Source organism: Patescibacteria group bacterium (assembly GCA_018897195.1).
Lineage (GTDB): Bacteria > Patescibacteriota > Patescibacteriia > Patescibacteriales > UBA12075 > JAHILH01.
In genome coordinates this window covers 497,030-514,288 of record JAHILH010000001.1, presented here as the reverse complement: position 1 = coordinate 514,288, position 17,259 = coordinate 497,030, and the positions used below count along the sequence as shown (strand labels likewise).

19 protein-coding genes are annotated in these 17,259 nt (G+C 37.9%); 18 read left to right on the top strand and 1 reads right to left on the bottom strand.

Annotated features, from left to right (window positions below):
- Window positions 1-15: 15 nt before the first annotated feature.
- The 15 genes from map to KKD45_02455 all read left to right on the top strand — a co-directional run bounded on the left by map (window position 16) and on the right by KKD45_02455 (window position 13,509).
- Window positions 16-798, top strand: a complete 783-nt coding sequence (map, locus tag KKD45_02525) for a type I methionyl aminopeptidase (protein ID MBU4309377.1) — start codon at window positions 16-18, stop codon at window positions 796-798.
- 59 nt (window positions 799-857) lie between these two features.
- A complete protein-coding gene (locus tag KKD45_02520; GenBank protein MBU4309376.1) occupies window positions 858-1,106 on the top strand; it encodes a hypothetical protein in 249 nt (82 codons plus the stop codon).
- Between the two features lie 82 nt (window positions 1,107-1,188).
- Entirely contained in the window at window positions 1,189-1,563 is a 375-nt protein-coding gene (gene ruvX / locus KKD45_02515) for a Holliday junction resolvase RuvX (protein ID MBU4309375.1), read from the top strand.
- On the top strand, window positions 1,560-2,303 hold the full coding sequence (recO, locus tag KKD45_02510; protein ID MBU4309374.1) for a DNA repair protein RecO: 744 nt from the start codon (window positions 1,560-1,562) through the stop codon (window positions 2,301-2,303). Before ruvX ends, recO begins: the two co-directional genes overlap by 4 nt.
- A 177-nt stretch (window positions 2,304-2,480) precedes the next feature.
- Window positions 2,481-2,951, top strand: coding sequence for a prepilin-type N-terminal cleavage/methylation domain-containing protein (locus KKD45_02505; GenBank protein ID MBU4309373.1), 471 nt, complete (start codon window positions 2,481-2,483; stop codon window positions 2,949-2,951).
- Window positions 2,938-3,912 carry a hypothetical protein gene (locus KKD45_02500; GenBank protein MBU4309372.1) on the top strand — a complete coding sequence of 325 codons (975 nt, stop codon included), beginning with the start codon at window positions 2,938-2,940 and terminating at the stop codon, window positions 3,910-3,912. Before KKD45_02505 ends, KKD45_02500 begins: the two co-directional genes overlap by 14 nt.
- Window positions 3,912-4,436, top strand: a complete 525-nt coding sequence (locus KKD45_02495; GenBank protein MBU4309371.1) for a hypothetical protein — start codon at window positions 3,912-3,914, stop codon at window positions 4,434-4,436. Before KKD45_02500 ends, KKD45_02495 begins: the two co-directional genes overlap by 1 nt.
- A gap of 1 nt (window position 4,437) precedes the next feature.
- On the top strand, window positions 4,438-4,833 hold the full coding sequence (locus KKD45_02490) for a hypothetical protein (protein MBU4309370.1): 396 nt from the start codon (window positions 4,438-4,440) through the stop codon (window positions 4,831-4,833).
- Window positions 4,826-7,069, top strand: coding sequence for a pilus assembly protein PilM (gene pilM / locus KKD45_02485; GenBank protein MBU4309369.1), 2,244 nt, complete (start codon window positions 4,826-4,828; stop codon window positions 7,067-7,069). Before KKD45_02490 ends, pilM begins: the two co-directional genes overlap by 8 nt.
- Window positions 7,070-7,128: 59 nt before the next feature.
- On the top strand, window positions 7,129-7,584 hold the full coding sequence (locus KKD45_02480; protein ID MBU4309368.1) for a hypothetical protein: 456 nt from the start codon (window positions 7,129-7,131) through the stop codon (window positions 7,582-7,584).
- Between the two features lie 207 nt (window positions 7,585-7,791).
- Entirely contained in the window at window positions 7,792-8,754 is a 963-nt protein-coding gene (locus KKD45_02475; GenBank protein ID MBU4309367.1) for a class I SAM-dependent methyltransferase, read from the top strand.
- A gap of 74 nt (window positions 8,755-8,828) precedes the next feature.
- Window positions 8,829-11,033, top strand: coding sequence for a GAF domain-containing protein (locus KKD45_02470; protein ID MBU4309366.1), 2,205 nt, complete (start codon window positions 8,829-8,831; stop codon window positions 11,031-11,033).
- Between the two features lie 177 nt (window positions 11,034-11,210).
- Window positions 11,211-11,384 (top strand): ferredoxin, encoded by a 174-nt coding sequence (locus KKD45_02465; protein ID MBU4309365.1) that lies wholly within the window; start codon window positions 11,211-11,213, stop codon window positions 11,382-11,384.
- Window positions 11,385-11,449: 65 nt separating this feature from the next.
- Entirely contained in the window at window positions 11,450-12,823 is a 1,374-nt protein-coding gene (locus tag KKD45_02460) for an excinuclease ABC subunit UvrC (protein ID MBU4309364.1), read from the top strand.
- A gap of 149 nt (window positions 12,824-12,972) precedes the next feature.
- Window positions 12,973-13,509, top strand: a complete 537-nt coding sequence (locus tag KKD45_02455; protein MBU4309363.1) for a transposase — start codon at window positions 12,973-12,975, stop codon at window positions 13,507-13,509.
- A 117-nt stretch (window positions 13,510-13,626) separates the two neighbouring features.
- On the opposite strand, the gene uvrB is transcribed toward KKD45_02455, so the two are convergent.
- Window positions 13,627-15,459, bottom strand: a complete 1,833-nt coding sequence (gene uvrB / locus KKD45_02450) for an excinuclease ABC subunit UvrB (GenBank protein MBU4309362.1) — start codon at window positions 15,457-15,459, stop codon at window positions 13,627-13,629.
- A 108-nt stretch (window positions 15,460-15,567) separates the two neighbouring features.
- On the opposite strand from uvrB, the gene KKD45_02445 reads away from it, so the two are divergent.
- The 3 genes from KKD45_02445 (at window position 15,568) to KKD45_02435 (ending at window position 17,237) form a co-directional block, all read left to right on the top strand.
- Complete coding sequence (locus KKD45_02445) at window positions 15,568-15,930, top strand: response regulator (GenBank protein MBU4309361.1); 363 nt, start codon at window positions 15,568-15,570, stop codon at window positions 15,928-15,930.
- 81 nt (window positions 15,931-16,011) lie between these two features.
- Window positions 16,012-16,614, top strand: coding sequence for a nucleoside-diphosphate kinase (locus KKD45_02440; GenBank protein ID MBU4309360.1), 603 nt, complete (start codon window positions 16,012-16,014; stop codon window positions 16,612-16,614).
- Between the two features lie 359 nt (window positions 16,615-16,973).
- Complete coding sequence (locus KKD45_02435; GenBank protein MBU4309359.1) at window positions 16,974-17,237, top strand: hypothetical protein; 264 nt, start codon at window positions 16,974-16,976, stop codon at window positions 17,235-17,237.
- The last annotated feature ends 22 nt before the right edge of the window (window positions 17,238-17,259 follow it).

The following is a 17,259-nucleotide window of genomic DNA, read 5'->3' as shown; positions in this document are numbered from 1 at the left end:
TAAATATTTAAAAATATGATAACAATTAAAACAAAAGAAGAAATTGCGATTATGCGCGAGGGGGGTAATATATTGTCTAGTATTTTGGCTAAATTAGGCGACATGGTGAAACCAGGCGTGAGTACTGCAGATCTCGAAAAAGAAGCTAATCGGTTGATTTTGGCGGCAGGAGGTAGACCAGCTTTTAAGGGATATAAGGTGGGTAGTGCAAAGCCTTTTCCGACTGCATTGTGCACTTCGATAAATAGTGAGGTTGTTCATGGTCCAGCAATACCAGCCAGGATCTTAAAAAAAGGGGATGTTATTGGAATTGATATTGGTATGGAGTATCCGGCCAAAAATGGGATGTTTACAGATATGGCAATTACGGTACCAGTGGGCGTAGTTGATAAAAAGATTTTAAATCTACTGGAGGCAACAAAGAAGTCTTTGGAGTTAGCGATTAGCAAGGTAAGAGCGGGAGCGGAAATTCGCGAGATTGGCATAGCCGTACAGAGATATGTTGAGGCACGTGGTTATTCCGTGGTTCGTGACTTAGTTGGTCATGGGGTTGGACACGGCGTTCATGAGGCGCCCCAAGTACCAAATTTTGAAATCCCCAAGAAGAGTATGGATAACATTATTTTGAAATCTGGCATGACAATCGCGATTGAGCCGATGGTTAATATTGGAAAATATCAAGTTAGAAATGCCAATGACGGTTTTACAATCGTAACCACTGATGGTAGCGTGAGCGCTCATTTTGAACATACGGTCGCAGTGACCGATGATGGTTGTGAGGTGATTACAGCTTTTTAATTTTATCTTAATCTTTTATTAATATAATAGAATTATCTTTATAAACTAACTCTAAAAATATGGTAGTCAAAAAAACCGCTTGTCGAAGTTGCAAGCCAAAAGTAGGCGAAAAAAATGAGATAAAAGACGTGGTGACTGAAAAAATTAACGAAGGTATTGTACAAATTGAAAAATTAGTGAAACTGGCCAAAGACAAATATGCGAAGACCGATGAAAAAACCAAGCATCAGGTATTGGCTGGTGTCGCCGGGGCGGCGGCTGTCTTGGGCACGATTATCGGTATTAATGCAATTAAAAAGAAGAAATAATTTTTAATTCTCCCTCGCCCCGCGGGAGAGGGTCGGGGTGAGGGGCAGTCTAACCAGGAATGAAAATTAAAATAAATAATCTATGAAATATTTAGGCGTTGATTGGGGGGAAAAAAGAATTGGTTTGGCCATAGGTGAAGACGAAGTAAAACTCGCTTCACCTTTTAAGGTTGCCAATGATTTTCGAGAGTTGGTGAAAATCATTAAGAGCGAAGAGATTGAAGTGGTGGTCATTGGCGTGCCTTATTCGATTTCCGACGTGACGCACAAGCTCCCGCAAAGATTTGCGGATTTTTTGGAAAGTTTGAAACAGGCAATTGATATTCCAATTAAAGAGGTTGACGAACGCTTATCAAGTAAGGCTGGTGATGCTCGCATCGGTGACAAAAAAACAAAAGCTTCGCGCGATGAGATTGCGGCGATGGAGATTTTGCAAAGTTATTTTGATTCGATATGAACGAAACCTTCAATATCCAGGGTATAATTTTGAAAAGAGACGACTTTCGGGAAACCGATGGTCGTGTTTTGGTTTATAGTCAAGAAAAGGGTTTAATGGAGCTGATTGCGCGGGGAACAAAGAAGGCAAAGTCGAAGTTGGCGGCGCATCTAGAACCGATGTCATTGGTGGAAATTATGATAATCAGAGGAAAGAACTATGATTATGTCGGCTCAGCTTTGGCACGCGATTGTTTTCGCAATCTTAAAGAAGATTATAATAAGATAATGAGCACGGGTGCAGTTTTGCGGCGCGTGGGTGAAGTTGTGAAAGCGCACGAGGTAGATGAAAACATTTTTTTTCTATTGGTCGATTTTTTGAGCAGCCTAAATTCCGTTAAAGCAGTCGAGAAAGATGAATGTTCGACTACACAAAAAGACTATGGATTTTTTATTTTTAAATTAATGTCCTTGCTCGGCTATCAACCAATTTTGAATACATGCCTTGGCTGTGGCCAAATTGATCAGTCGAAAAAATTATATTTTAATGCCAAGAAGGGTGGGTTGGAGTGTGAGCACTGTGTGAGCGCCCTTCCAGAAGAGCGAAAATATAATATTTTAGTTTCAATTGAGGCTGTTATTTTATTACGGAAAATTTTGGAAAATAGTTTCGCTAATATTTTAAAGCTTGAAATTGAAGAAAGGGTGCAGGTAGAGATTGATTTGGTTATAAAATTTTTCGAAAAATACCACCTTAACTAGGTTGTTTAATATAGATTTTTTAAAAATCCCATTTACAATGAATGGTATTTTTTTTGTTTTGAAAATATTTTGTTTTTCGTTGCTATTTGTGTTATAATATTCTCATAAAGTATGCTCATAAGCAAGGAGGAAAAAAGGAGGGGAAGGGTGCTTGTTTTGAGGGTGTTTTTTGCTTTTATGAAAAACAAACAAGGCTTTTCATTAATTGAATTGTTAATAACTATTGGTTTAACCATTTCGATTTCGGTTATTTCAATTCCGTTATACGGTAATCTGCAAGCGTCAACAAAATTAGATGAAAGTTTGGCCCAGGCGGTTGATTTTTTGCGTTCAGCGCGGGAGCAGAGTCGAGCCGGCTTGCGGGGAGCTAATCACGGCGTGTATTTTGATCCCGGTAACCATAAAGTTGTTTTATATCAAGGTCCTTCGTTTTTCATTCGTGATGAGGTCTATGACCAAGTTTTGAATTTGGAACCAGGCGTAACCATTTCAACAACGATTCCAGCTAATGATATAAATTACACACAAAGTGCTGGTGATCCGGATGCAATAGGGCAAGTGGAATTTAATTTTGGTGGTGAAAAAAGAGGCATAGAGATTAATCAATACGGAATTCCCCTGGAAATAAAAACGCATGTTGAAATTTAGATTAAATAATCAAGGCAGCTCTTTAATGGAAATTGTAATAGCGATGGCAATTTTTTCATTGATTACAACATCTTTGGCGAGTTTATTAATGGGCGGTTTTAGTCTTTTGACACGACAATCAGAAATCACGCAGGCGAATAATTTAGCTAATGAGGGAATTGAGGCTGTGCGTTTTATTAAGGATAATAAATGGAATAATTTGCTTTATGAGCAAAGCGCTTTGAGTCGTGATGGTGGTCATTGGGAATTAATGGGTGAAGGGACAAGTGAACAGGTCGGTATTTTTGGTCGTCAAATTAATTTTTATCCAATTTTTCGAAATGACAGCGGCGAGCTAGTAGCTAGCAATGCAGTGGGTGCAATCTTGGATTTATATAGTAAAAAGGTAGAAGTGGTGGTGAATTGGGAAGTAATGGGGCTTGATCAAAAACAAGCTCGGCGTGTAACGTATTTGACCAATTGGGATTCGTCTTTTTGGAAGCAGAATGATTGGTCTGGTGGTCTTGGACAGGATATTTGGGTGGATGCAAGTAAATACGCCAATGATGATGGTAATGTTCAGGCGAGCTCGAGTTCGGTGACGCTAAAGGAAATAGCAACGTCTACTTACGCGATTAGTGCTTATTTGGAATCATCGGCCTTTTCAATTCCCGTGGGCGGAAATTTTAATATTATTGAATGGACAGCTACTGGTACGAAAACAAGTGAGTGCCCGGAGTGCGAAATAAGAGTTTTAATTAAGACCGCCCTTGATGTTGCTGATGCTCCTGGTGATTGGAATCAAACCTGGTCTGGACCAGATGGTGATGATGGTGATGAGAGTGATTATTTTGCGACTTCAACTGGGGAATTTTTAAATACGGATTGTAACGAAAAACGTTGGATAAAATATCGCATTGAATTTAGCGGCAATAGTGTCGCAACGCCAATTCTGCAAGAAATGAGAATAAATTATAATTAATGTTTGAAAGAAAGTTAAAACAAAATATAGAAAATCTGTCAGGTTTTACCCTGGTTGAAGCGATAATGTATATCGCTTTTATCGGTGTCTCCGTTGGTTTATTTGTTGGTTTTGGTTCGCAAATGTCGGATTTGCGCGCAAAGACTTCGGTAATCCAAGACGTGGAAGCGAATGGCGCGCTAACGATTAATTTTTTGGAGGACTATTTGAAAAAATCGCGGCAAGTTTTGTCGCCATTAACCGGGGATTCGACGACCAATATTTTGGTGCTGGACATGCCGGATCCAGAAGAAAATATGACTTTTTCGGTGACTGATGGCATTTTATATTTAGCTGAGGGTATAGCTGATGCAACACAAATTAGCGGTGACGAGATTAATATAAAAGATTTGTCCTTTGTGAATACTGCTTTGCTCGGGCAAAAAGATAATATTGTTATAAACTTGGATATGGAATATCGCTATCATAACAGCAGGGCATATGAATATAATAAACAATATCAGACAAGTATTACACTTCGCTAATATGAAAAATTTATCAAATCAAAAAGGTATGGCGGCGATATTTACAATTTTGGTGATTGGAGCGGCTGCGCTGATTATGGCACGTAGTGCTGCTTTTTTGAGCATGAGCAGCCTGAACACTTCCTTTGTTTCTGACAAAAAAAGCGAGGTGGAGTATTTAACAGAGGGTTGCATTGAAGAATCATTGCGTCGTTTGCAATTTGATCATAATTACGCGGTAATAGATTTAAATTTAATGCAAGGTGACGGCTCTTGTTTGATGACCGTGGAGGGCGGTGGTGATGAGCGTCTGATTATAGCAGAAGGCACAATTACTGATTATCATAAAAAAATTACCGCCAATGTAGTAATAAATAATGATAAAATAATTATTAATAAATGGAGTTTAAATGATTAAGGTTTGCCCCAATAAAAATTTAGTAGGCATAAATATTTCCGACTACAGTATAAAAGTGGTTGATGTTAGGTGTTTCGATAAAAAATTTGAAGTGGTAAGTTCAGGTATGATTTTGATGGATCCGGGCGTGGTTTCGAATGGACGTATTATGAACATGGAAAGACTAAAGGAATATGTTAAAAAAGTTTTTGCCGAGGCTAGTCCGCGACGAATTGTTCCCAAGGAGATATCATTTGCTATTCCGGAAAGACAAGTGTATTCTCATATTTTTGAAGTTGATGCCAGCCAAGAAAAAGACTTGAACAAGATTGCTTATGATGAGGCCTTATCTTCCATCCCCTTGAATCGCGAGGACTTGGTTTTTTCCTATAAAATTTTGGAAAGATTTAAGGCTGTGGCTGATGAAGTTTTTTATGATTTTGAAGAAAATAACAAGAATCCTAAAAACAAAGTAGAAAAAAAAGTCGAATTGATAGAAAAGATTAGGGTGTTGGTGGTTGGTGTTCAAAATGAAGTAGTGGAAGAATGGAAAAATATTTTTGCAGCCCTGGAGTTGAAAGTAGAGGATTTTTCCCTGGAAACTTTTTCAACTTTTCAGGGTTTATTTGGAAACTTATTAGACCATGCGATTTTAATAGTTGACATCGGTGCCAGTATTACCAATGTTAGTATTATTTCCGAACATGGCCTGATGTATTCGAGCGCTATTAATGCGGCTGGTAATTATTTTTCCAAAAAACTGCAAGATGGTATTGGCAAAAAAGCAGATGGCACAGAGAGTGGCTATGACCACAAGGAGGTTGGACAGTTAAAGCGTGAGATTGGAATATTACCTTCGGAAAAATTTGTTAATGTGCCAATAATTTTAAAAAGCGCCATGTTGCAAATTGTTGAGGAGGTAAAAACCGCACTTAAGTATTACAATATGAAGACAGGCAAGGTAATTAATGAAGTTATTTTGGTTGGCGGCTCTAGTAAACTAAAAGGATCTGTCGAATATCTCTCATCTAACTTGTCTGGTTTGAAATATGAGCTTATTGTTAAAAATGCCGAAGGAGAAGAAGATAAGACCGCCAACAAGGATATTAAAGTTAGCAATGGTCAGATCTTGGCCGAGGGTTTGTCAATCGAGTTTACCGAGGCCCTGGGTCTGGCTTTAAGAAGGTATAACACTGCCTGGAATAAAATTTCACCTGTTTTTCCATTAAATTTTAATGCCAATGAATATGGTTTAGCGCCCCTGGATGACGAAATGGAAGAAATGCAGGAAGAGTCAGAGGGGAGTGATAAGCTCGCCTGGGTAAAAGAGCATAAGCAGTTGGTGCAATTATTGGTATTATTAGTTGTTGGTACTGCGTTGCTTGGCTGGGCTTTTTGGTATCGCGGTCAGAGTGCCAAAAAAGTACAATTGGCAATTGAACAACAAAAAACTTATGAAAAAGCTATCAATGTTAAGGTGCTCGTTGCGACGGGGAAGACAGGGTACGGTGCTAGTAGTATTAAGGCTAGGATTTATAAAGATGTTTATAAAGAAAATTTAGCTATTGATAAATTAGTAGTAAAGAGTAAGGAATTTGCCTTGAAACAAACTAAGCCTGGTGAAAAATTATGGGAGCATTATATAAATGTGTTAGAAGTGAAAAAGATTATTTTTCCAGTAACAATGGAGTGGTTGATTTATAATGAAAAAGATGTGACAGCGAAGTTTATCGCTGAAGCGAAAAAGCAACATAATAATGACAAAGACTTTGGCTTTAAAAATGTTGAAGTTTTGAATTTGGAAAAAGACGGTGAGGAATATTATTTAACTGGCAGGGTTAATATTGCGACAAAGACAAAGCCGGTTAATGTCATGGCTACGACCACTGCAGTTATTGTAAAAGATTCTGAAATTATAAACAAAGAAGTGGCGGTCCGGCAAAAGGTTGATTTAAGTGTGGAGCAAGGGGCTGCTGAGGCGAGTAGTAGTCAGCAAGGGATTGGTGAAGCTAGCTCTATTAAAGACTTAAGTGCTTTATTTGCCAATAGTAAGAAGAAATTTGTCTCCCTTGACGATTCTGGTTTGACATGGTTAAATGTTCGAGTGGCCTCATCAACCAAAGCCGCAATCCTTACCAAGATTTACCCGAAAAATGTTTATGAATTAATAGACAACCAGGGGGAGTGGTATAAGATAAAAGTCGATGAGACACAAGAAGGTTGGGTTAGCGCAACCTATGTAAAAATTTTGGAATAAATATTAAGGCATAATCTGCTACGGCAAATTGCGTTAGTGTCTATTGATATATCTTGAATATGAAAAAAACAATTATGATTTTAATTTTAATTTTATTATTAATCGGTGTTGGTTATCTGGGTTTGTGGGGGATAGGCGGGATGGGTGTTGGTAGTGGCAGCGATCAGGGACAAATGAATAATACGCAAAATAGTGATTCTCAAGCTGGCAGTGATGCTGCTTATTTAGATGAGAGTGGTGTTGGTAATAATTCAACAAGTACAGAAAGATCAGGGATTGTGATTGATAAGGATTTGTTAAATAGAAAAATGGTGATACCGACTGGTGAAGAAAAAATAGAAGCAACAACTAGCAAAGAAACTACAATTATAGCCACGACAACGGCGACTTCTACTCAAGCAATAAAGCCAGTGGTGGCAAGCTCTACTAATAGTCTTGAAACAGCCTCTTCAAGTCCTGAGACACTAAAAAACATCGATCAAATCTCGTCATCAACGGAAATTATTTCTCAATAAAATCACTTATTTATTTGTTATCCATTTTATTTAATATTGGCTTATTTTATTACACAAATTGACATTTTGTTGATTTTGTGCTATATTGAAAAGCATATTTAGGAAAATAGTTTCTTAAATATATAAATATCGTTGACGTTGACGCTGTTTAGTACTCGGTCTTTTAAATAAATATACAAGTAAAATAACCATAAAAGGAGAATGGCGATGAGTAGAGGTGAAAATGCGATGGCTGGTAGGGCGGTTTTTGATGCTAATCTGATGAAGAGGTATCAATTGCCGGAAAGTGAGAAAAAAAAATATCTCGAAACAAGGCATGCAAAAACTTTGTTGCATGCCTTGCCCTCTGAAATTCGTACAGAGCTTGTGCGTTCCTTTTTGGCTGGTAAACCATTGGTTGCCAACGGAGGCGTGGCGGTGATTGATTTCTTTAAGCAGAATAGCACCATCATCCCTGCCTTGGCTGAGTATCCGGGAACTTTTACAATGCTCGAGAAGATGTATCAATTCGAGGATGTTACACATCCCGTAGATGTGTTTTTTTCCAAGAGTGGTCCCGGTGGGATTTCTTTGAAAAGTCGTTATAACCTCGTCAACGAGATGATGGTGCAACATGTAAGGGAGATATTAAAGCAACAAGAAAAATGTCTTGTTCTCGATCTGGGCTCTGGTCCTGGTCGAAATTGCATTGATGTCACCCTGAGCAATCCGGACTTTGCCGACCGCGTGGAATTCCACTGTATCGACACTGACCCGGAGGCGATTAGTTATGGTCAAAAATTGGTCGAACAACACGGATTGAAGAATATTAAGTTCGTTGCCAAGAGTATGGCGAGGTTGCATCGTGATTACAAGGGCACAGTTGATTACGGTTTGATTATCGGTGTCCTGTGTGGCCTGAACACGCAAGAACGCACGGGGCTGTTGAAACTCGTCAAGCCGTATTTTAGGCCTGGTGCTCGTGTTATTGGCGCTGGTTTGCTGGATCGCATGCTTGATCTGGATCTGCTGTGCTCGTACATTCTGCGCGAGGTGGCGGGCTGGATTTTGCAACATCCTCCTATTGGCATCGTTCAAGATGCTTATGAGGGTGCTGGTTATATGTATGAAGGTTATGTACAAGAACAGCCAACTCGTTGTTACGAGATTGGCATTGGTTGTGTGCAGTAGCCTCGAACAAGTTTTGTTTAAATCCCTGAATTATGTTACAATAAATGTAATAATAATTTAGGGATTTTTTATTTATGGAATTATATTTTTCTCTAAGTGGTCTGTTTAATGCGCTGGCCAGCACTCTTCTTGGTTTTTTAGTTTTTAGTAAAAATAGTAAAAATCCAATCAATACTTCTTTTGTAATCTTTTGTGTATCCGTCGCCCTTTGGTCGTTTCCTTATGCGATGTGGCCGATAGCTAAAACAAGGGAGATGACTTTATTTTGGTTTCAGATACTCCATATCGGTGCTATCTACACTTCAGTCTTTTATTTAAATTTTGTCGCAACTTGGTTAGACGTTAAAGAAAAAATAAAAAAAGTTATTTATATTGGTTATTTAATGGCGACATTTTTTGCCTTTTTTGTTTTTTCACCACTGTTTATTAGTGATATGGTGCCAAAATTTTCTATGAAATTTTGGGCAGTGCCGGGGGTGATATATCATTATTATTTGGTGTATTTTTTTGGCTATGCAATTTATTCCTCATATTTGCTAATGACGAATATGAGGAAAACAACAGGTGTTCGAAAAGCGCAAATTAAATATTTAGTAGTTGGTATGATTTTAACATATGTGGGCGGAGCGACTAATTATTTTCTCTGGTATAATATAAATTTTCCGCCTTATGGGAATATTTTTGCGTCATCATATGTTATTTTGACGGCTTATGCCATTGTTGTTCATCGTTTAATGGACATTAAGGTTGTACTGCGAAAATATTCGGTTTATTTTCTTTCTCTTTTAGTGATTGTTGTGCCAGCGGCATTGTTGCAATATTTATATCCTAGGCAATTAGGTAAATTTTCCAGCTTTAGCCATATTTTTTTGATAGTAATTGCTATTTCTATTTTTCCTTTTATTCGTAAAAAGTTCTCAAAGCTGGCTAATGAATATTTTTTTTCTTCACTTTATGATACACGTGAAGTGATTTCGCAAATTAGCGAGCAGTTGCGCTCAACTATTGAGGTGGACAAAATGTATCGGTTCATTTCACAAGCCTTGATTAATTCCTTTCATGTTAAGGCCTTGGGAGTGTTGATTTATAATGAGAAGAAGGGGGAGTATTTTGTGCAGTATAATAATAATGATGGCGATGAGAATTTTTTGCGCTTACCCGGTAATAAAAATTATCGATATGAGGGTATGAAAATTTCTGAACCTTTATGCGATGGTTATTTGCAAAAAAATCTTCCCATTATTGTTGATGACTTAAAAAATAAAGAATTAGAAAAATATAAAAAAGATATTGAATATTGGCAAGCAATGGGAATAGAGCTTTTGGTGCCATTAATTGTCAAGGATCGTAATCTCGGGATAATTGCTTTATCCGCCAAAGAGTCCGGAGATTTGTATGACAATGAGGATATTTATGTTTTAAAGGTGATTGGAGCGCAGGTGGCAATTTCCTTAGAAAATGCTCTCTTGTATCAAGAGACTTTAAACTTTAATGATAAACTTAAAAGGGAGGTGGCAAAGCAGACGAGGGAATTAATAGAGGCTAATGAAAAACTGAGGCAGTTGGATCAGGCCAAGAGTGAATTTATCTCGATTGCCTCACACCAATTGCGCACCCCGTTAAGTATTATTAAGGGTTACATTTCCATGATTTTGGAGGGTAATTTTGGTGTTTTAACTCCAGGTGAAAAGGATTCTTTGGAAAAAGTTTATAAATCAAACGAACGCATAATTGATTTGGTTGAAAATCTGTTAAATGTTTCTCGTATTGAATCTGGACGTTTACAATTTACTTTTGAAGAGAAACAATTACAAGACTTGGTGGCAAGTGTTTATGATGAGTTGAGCATAAATGCAAAAGAAAAAAAATTAAAATTTGAGTTTATCAAATCTGTAGCCAAATTACCATTAGTGAATCTGGACGAGACAAAAATGAGGCAGGTGATAATGAATTTAATTGATAATTCTATTAAGTATACATCAAGCGGTAAAGTTGTTGTAAGTTTAAAAAAACAAAAAGATAATATCTTATTCTGTGTTTCCGACTCTGGTGTTGGTATTAAGTCAGATGATCTACCTAATCTTTTTAAGAAATTTTCGCGTGGTTCTGGGTCATCGTTAATTAATGCCAATGGGACCGGACTGGGTCTCTTTGTGGCTAAAAAAATGATTGAGGCGCATCGTGGCAGGATTTGGGCAGAAAGTGCCGGGAAAGGAGTGGGTAGTCGGTTTTATTTTGAGGTGCCATATGTGAAAAAAGCACGCATGGTTAAGAAATAATTTATAAATAGTTAATAGCATAAAATCAGCTTAAAATTGTGAATAATTACTAAAACTTGCACAGGAGATAAAATCTGATATAATAATCCATATAATGCTTACTAATTATTAAATATATAAGTTGAATAAATTTTAATTAGGTTTTTATTAAATCTTTACTTTTATTCAGATAAAACTATGATTACAGTAGATCAAAATGGTTGCATCGGTTGCGGTGCCTGCGTAGCTCTTTGCCCAAGTGTTTTTGACATGAACGAAGAAGGCAAGTCACATGTTATTAGTCAGGATGATGTTGCCTGTGCGGAAAATGCGGCTGCTTCTTGTCCTGTACAAGCAATTACTATTGCCTAAGCTTAATTGAAGATACCTTGAAATAAAAGAACTAAGCTTTATGGCTTAGTTCTTTTATATATTTTATGAATTTGGAACAAGTTAAAAATCTAGATATTCCCAAAACTCCCGGTTCGTATCAGTTCAAAGATGCGAGCGGGAAGATTATTTATATCGGCAAAGCAGTTGACCTGCGCAGTCGAGTGCTTTCGTATTGGCGCGAGGCGACGAGCCATACGCCGGCGAAGTATTCGATGTTAAAGAAGGTGGCGAGTATTGAATGGATTGAGGTTGAGAGCGAGATTGAGGCTTTGTTACTGGAGGCGAATTTAATCAAGAAATTTCAACCGGAGTATAATGTGGTCATGCGCGACGACAAACGTTATATTTATATCGAAGTTTCGACCGAGGATGAATATCCGCGGATTTTTATGACACGGAATTTGGATAAGAAGGGAAAATATTTTGGGCCTTTTGTGAGCACCGAAGCAGTACGCGAAACCTTGAAAGCCTTGAGAAAAATTTGGCCATATCGTTCATGTAAAAATATGCCTAAGCGCGCTTGTTTGTATTATCGTCTTGGAAAATGCCAAGGTGTTTGTGAGAGCTTGGTTTCGAAACAGGAATATGCCAAGACTATAAAGCAGATTGTTTTATTTTTGGATGGAGGTAGGTCTGTCTTGATAAAAAATTACGAATTACGAATTACGAAACTCGAGAAAGAATTAAAAAAAGGCGATAACACAGATGAACAAGTTCAAAATGAATTAGGTAAATTGAAATACGAACTAAAAAATATTAATAATGTTTTGGATCATTCTAAAGTTCTGAGCTTAGCGGATAAGTATGCCGGCGATGTGGTGGAATTGGCCAAGACTTTGGGGTTGTCACGGGTTCCTAATCGAATTGAAGGTTATGATATTTCTAATCTACAAGGCAAAGAGGCAGTGGGGTCAATGGTTGTTTTCAAAGATGGTGAGCCGGACAAGAATGAATATCGAAAATTTAAAATAAAAGATTTGGATTTGGAGGGCGATGTCTGGATGTTGGAAGAAGTCTTGGAGAGACGCATGAAACATTTTGATCACGAATATCAAATAGATAGCTCCCTCGCCCCGGCGGGAGAGGGTCGGGGTGAGGGGAAAATTATTAAAGATAAGGACATTTGGGAGAATCCTGACCTTCTTATCGTGGATGGTGGCAAAGCGCAGTTGGGTGTATTAGTGCGGATTTTGAAAAAACATAAATTAGATATTCCTGTGATTGCGATTTCAAAGGGTGATGGTTTGCGAGGGGCGAATGCACCAGACAAAATATTTTTCCCTGGTGAAAAAAAACCACTAGAATTACCTTTGGCGTCTCCAGCCTTGCACCTCATCAAACGTGTCCGCGATGAGGCGCATCGGTTTGCGATTGAATATCACCGAGGAATAAGAGCAAAGAGATTTTTAAAAAGATAATCAGCTGTTGGCTCCATAGTCCCGTTAGGGCTGTGGAGCCTTAGTGCAATTATTAAATATTTCATCATTGTAATTTAAGTAATTGCAGTTCGGCTCCACCGGGACGCGGTTGCATGGAGCCAACAATATTGTAATTATTAAATAATATTATGCCAACCCTTAGAATTAATATAGAAAATGAAGACGATACACATTTTATAACTATCACTACAATTGAGTGGATAGATATATTTACAAAGACAGAATATTTTGATGTAATTATTGATAGTTTAAAATATTGTCAAAAAAATAAAGGACTATTGTTGTTTGAGTATGTAATAATGACAAACCATATCCATATGATATGTCGAGCAATGGACGGGGTTAAATTGTCACAGATAGTTAGTGATTTTAAAAAACACACAACTAGGGAGATTTTGAAATTATTAAAAACTGATAATAGAAAATATATAAAAAATTTGTTAGATAATAGTTTTAGGAAAAAAGAGGGTTATGAAAATCAAATATGGCAAAGAGAAAATTATCCAGAAGTGATGACTACGGAAATATTTTATAATCAAAAATTGAATTATATACATAATAATCCCGTCAAGAGAGGCTTTGTGAGTATGTCTGAAGATTGGTTGTATTCTTCGGCGCGGAATCGAGTATTAAATGATAATAGTTTGATTAAATTAGATAGTTAAAGGTTTTTGTTATAACACAAGTTAAATTTACAATTAAATAAAACGGAAAATAATTTAATTGCACTAAGGCTCCACAGCCCACGCGGGGGACTATGGAGCCAACAATAGTCTTCTTTTTTAATTATACTGCGTAATACTCTCGTGAAGACCAGCCTTGGTTGTCGTCGGCGTAATATTATTCTTCAAATTATAGGCTTCTTGAATTTTGCGACGACGTTTGGTTTCGGTGATAGCATATTTCATTGCTGGGGTCATTTTGTCTGCATACATAATAACGCGACCTTCGGAGTGGCGCGCGGCGCGCCCCATGGTTTGCATGAGTGCAGTGGCGTGGCGGAGAAAGCCGCCGATGTCGGCGTCAATAATAATAACGAGGGAAACTTCTGGGAGATCGAGACCTTCGCGTAATAAATTAATACCAACGAGAACATCATAGCGACCTTGGCGCAGATCACGGAGGATTTCCACGCGCTCCATAGTCTCGACATCGCTGTGCAGATATTGCACTTTGATACCTTGCTCGGCCAAATGTTCAGTCAGAGCTTCTGACATTTTTTTGGTCAAAGTGGTGATGAGAGTTCTTTGGCCCTTGGCCGTCGCGGCTCGAACCTCTTTAATCAGGTCATCAATCTGGCCTTCATTTGGTCGCACTTCTACGCCTGGGTCGAGCAATCCGGTAGGGCGGATGATTTGCTTGGCAATTTGGGCAGAGCGATGGATCTCATATTCTGATGGGGTAGCACTAACATAAATAATCTGATTGACCTTGGCATTAAATTCTTCAAAATTAAGTGGGCGATTATCTTTGGCTGAGGGGAGACGAAAACCAAAGTCGATGAGAGTTTGTTTACGGGATTGGTCACCTGCGTGCATGCCGCGGATCTGAGGAATGGTGACATGGGATTCGTCAACCATGATTAAAAAATCTTTGGGAAAAAAATCGATCAAAGTTTCCGGTGATGAGCCATCTGGACGGTCAGTAAGGTGGCGGGAATAATTTTCAATACCATTGCAATAGCCAACCTCTTCAATCATTTCCAAATCATAATTGGTTTTCCGTTCTAGGCGTTGTGCTTCCACTATTTTTTCTTCTTTGTATAATATTTTTAATCGCTTAACTAATTCAGCGCGAATATTACTGACGGCTTTTTTTATGCGTTCTTCGGGAGTCATGAAATGCTTAGCAGGAAGGATGGAGATTTCGTTTAAGATTTTTCCATCGCGTATTTTTAAATCATTAGCCTGAATAATCTTGTTAACATCCGGCTTGATGGTAAATAGGGCAATTTCGTCAATCCAATCACCAGCCATGGAAATGCGCACAATCGCTTCACCAGTGGCGAGATGGATAAAAATCGTTTCGCCCTTGACGCGAAATTGTCCGCGAGCAAAAGTAAGGTCATTGCGTTCATATTGAATCTTGATCAATTTACGCAGGATATCGTTGCGTTTGATTTTTTGTCCTTGTTGGAATTTTTCACAAAGTGATTGGTAGTCTTCCTTTGAGCCAAGTCCGTAAATACAAGATACGGAGGCGATGATAATCACGTCATCACGATTAAGTAGTGATTGCGTGGCTGAGTGGCGCAAGCGGTCAATTTCTTCGTTAATGGTCGCCTCCTTTTCAATGTAGGTGTCTGTTTGGGGAAGATAGGCCTCTGGTTGGTAGTAGTCGTAATAGGATACAAAATAATGGACAGCATTGTTGGGAAAAAATTGTTTAAATTCGCCGTAGAGTTGAGCAGCGAGGGTTTTATTGTGGGAGATGATCAGAGTCGGCCTTTGGACGTTGTTAATAATATTGGCCATGGTAAAAGTCTTGCCACTGCCAGTGACACCTAATAAGGTCTGTTCTTTGAGTTTATTTTTTAAGCCAGTGGTCAGGTCTTTAATTGCCTTAGGCTGGTCGCCAGTTGGTTTAAAATTGGTATGTAAAATAAATTTCTCCATGCCCTGATTTTAGCAGGACATAGAAAAAAAAGAAAGTAGCCCTTGATTTATCAATAAATAATGCTATAATAATTTTATTAAGAAAATTATATTTGAATTTACAAAAGTATGGCAAAAATATTAATAGTAGAAGATGATGAAATGATTTCTGGTATGTACAAAATTAAACTCGCACAAGATGGTTACGAAGTTGTTTTGGCGGCCAATGGTATCGAGGCGATCGGAATGGTGGAGCAAGAAAAGCCGGATTTAATTCTTTTGGATGTGATTATGCCAGGTTTGGATGGATTTTCCGTTTTGGAGGATTTTCGAAAAAATAAAAAATTAAAAACGCCAATCATATTATTAACCAATTTGGGAACAGAGGAAGATAAAAAGAAGGGTGAAGAAATGGGCGCTAATGGTTATTTAGTTAAAGCAAGTTTGACACCAACTGAGGTTAGTGCAGAAGTAAAGAAGTATTTGAAGTAGAGTTTTAAATTTATAATAATAAGCAACAACTATTCTATTAAATTATTCATTGAATTATTTTAGAACTAGATAAACACATCTATGCAACATCCAAAAAAAGAAAGAACATTTGTAATTATTAAGCCTGATGGCGTGCAACGATCATTAGTGGGAGAAATTATCAAGCGATTTGAAAGAGCTGGTTTGAAAATTGCAGCGATGAAATTGTTTGTGCCGACTGAGGCGCAATGCTTTAGTCATTATAATAAGGATGACGCTTGGTTTCAAAAGAAAGGCGAGAACATTGTTAAGGACAGAGAGGCGGCTGGTGTGCCCGTGGAAAAAGAAGCGCTTGAATACGGTAAAGATATTATTAGACAATTGGCAACCTTTATGACTGCTGGTCCAGTAGTGGCGATGGTTTTGGAGGGCAACCAAGCTGTGGGCGTGGTAACAAAGTTAGTTGGTGGCACAGAGCCGTTGACGGCTGACATCGGCACTATTCGTGGCGACTACACTTTAGATTCATATGCACTTGCCGGTGTTGATGGTCGTGCTGTGCGTAATCTAATTCATTGTTCAGATGCTGTCGCTGAGGCACAAAGAGAAACCAAAATCTGGTTTAATGACAACGAAGTCTTTGATTATAAATTCTCACAAGATGAAATATTATATGACGTAAACTTGGATGGTATTTTGGAATAGTTGTGGATAAACTTCAAAAAAACTGCTGAAAAGAAATTTTTAGCAGTTTTTTGTTTATATTTAGGTAATATTTTTGCGTTGACAAAAGTTAAGATAAGATTAAAATAAAGGTAACCATATGAGAAATAAATTTTTCACAGTCTTAGTTATTAAGAAAGTCCAATTGTTGGGCTTGTTTCTTCGTGATTAGAAAGAGTGGTTAATGAGATAAAATAAGATTAGACGCAAAACCACTCCAGTAAGAGTGGTTTTATATTGTTCTTTTAAACTAAAAAGGAGGTGCTAATGAAGTAAAAAGATTATTAAGCTTTTGTGGGCTTTTTTAATTTTTAAAGATGAGATAGGAGGGGATGGGTAGTATGCATGATCGTGGACATTTATCTGGTTTTGGCAATAAAAAGAGGCAACAAAATTTAATAGGAGAGGGATTGATCATGGATATAGGTAACGGCTTAAACGGATCGCAACGACGATTTATGGCGCTAGTGAAACAACAAATCGCCCTGAAGCGAAAACTGGATAGAGTAAAGCAGAATCGCGATCCACACCAGGTAACAAAAGTGCAGTATCATCTCGGAGTTACTGATCGCAAACTGCTCAGTTTTTCTGAGCCAGCTTTTTAGAGCCTCCTGAAAAAAACAGGAA

Bases quoted from the DNA above. Each gene is read 5' to 3' on its own strand.
- KKD45_02505 (MBU4309373.1), top strand. From the start codon at position 2,481: ATGAAAAACAAACAAGGCTTTTCATTAATTGAATTGTTAATAACTATT.
- KKD45_02465 (MBU4309365.1), top strand. From the start codon at position 11,211: ATGATTACAGTAGATCAAAATGGTTGCATCGGTTGCGGTGCCTGCGTA.
- KKD45_02490 (MBU4309370.1), top strand. From the start codon at position 4,438: ATGAAAAATTTATCAAATCAAAAAGGTATGGCGGCGATATTTACAATT.
- KKD45_02475 (MBU4309367.1), top strand. From the start codon at position 7,792: ATGAGTAGAGGTGAAAATGCGATGGCTGGTAGGGCGGTTTTTGATGCT.
- pilM (MBU4309369.1), top strand. From the start codon at position 4,826: ATGATTAAGGTTTGCCCCAATAAAAATTTAGTAGGCATAAATATTTCC.
- KKD45_02520 (MBU4309376.1), top strand. From the start codon at position 858: ATGGTAGTCAAAAAAACCGCTTGTCGAAGTTGCAAGCCAAAAGTAGGC.
- KKD45_02440 (MBU4309360.1), top strand. From the start codon at position 16,012: ATGCAACATCCAAAAAAAGAAAGAACATTTGTAATTATTAAGCCTGAT.
- recO (MBU4309374.1), top strand. From the start codon at position 1,560: ATGAACGAAACCTTCAATATCCAGGGTATAATTTTGAAAAGAGACGAC.
- ruvX (MBU4309375.1), top strand. From the start codon at position 1,189: ATGAAATATTTAGGCGTTGATTGGGGGGAAAAAAGAATTGGTTTGGCC.
- KKD45_02460 (MBU4309364.1), top strand. From the start codon at position 11,450: ATGAATTTGGAACAAGTTAAAAATCTAGATATTCCCAAAACTCCCGGT.
- KKD45_02435 (MBU4309359.1), top strand. From the start codon at position 16,974: ATGCATGATCGTGGACATTTATCTGGTTTTGGCAATAAAAAGAGGCAA.
- KKD45_02455 (MBU4309363.1), top strand. From the start codon at position 12,973: ATGCCAACCCTTAGAATTAATATAGAAAATGAAGACGATACACATTTT.
- KKD45_02480 (MBU4309368.1), top strand. From the start codon at position 7,129: ATGAAAAAAACAATTATGATTTTAATTTTAATTTTATTATTAATCGGT.
- KKD45_02470 (MBU4309366.1), top strand. From the start codon at position 8,829: ATGGAATTATATTTTTCTCTAAGTGGTCTGTTTAATGCGCTGGCCAGC.
- map (MBU4309377.1), top strand. From the start codon at position 16: ATGATAACAATTAAAACAAAAGAAGAAATTGCGATTATGCGCGAGGGG.
- uvrB (MBU4309362.1), bottom strand. From the start codon at position 15,459: ATGGAGAAATTTATTTTACATACCAATTTTAAACCAACTGGCGACCAG.
- KKD45_02445 (MBU4309361.1), top strand. From the start codon at position 15,568: ATGGCAAAAATATTAATAGTAGAAGATGATGAAATGATTTCTGGTATG.
- KKD45_02495 (MBU4309371.1), top strand. From the start codon at position 3,912: ATGTTTGAAAGAAAGTTAAAACAAAATATAGAAAATCTGTCAGGTTTT.
- KKD45_02500 (MBU4309372.1), top strand. From the start codon at position 2,938: ATGTTGAAATTTAGATTAAATAATCAAGGCAGCTCTTTAATGGAAATT.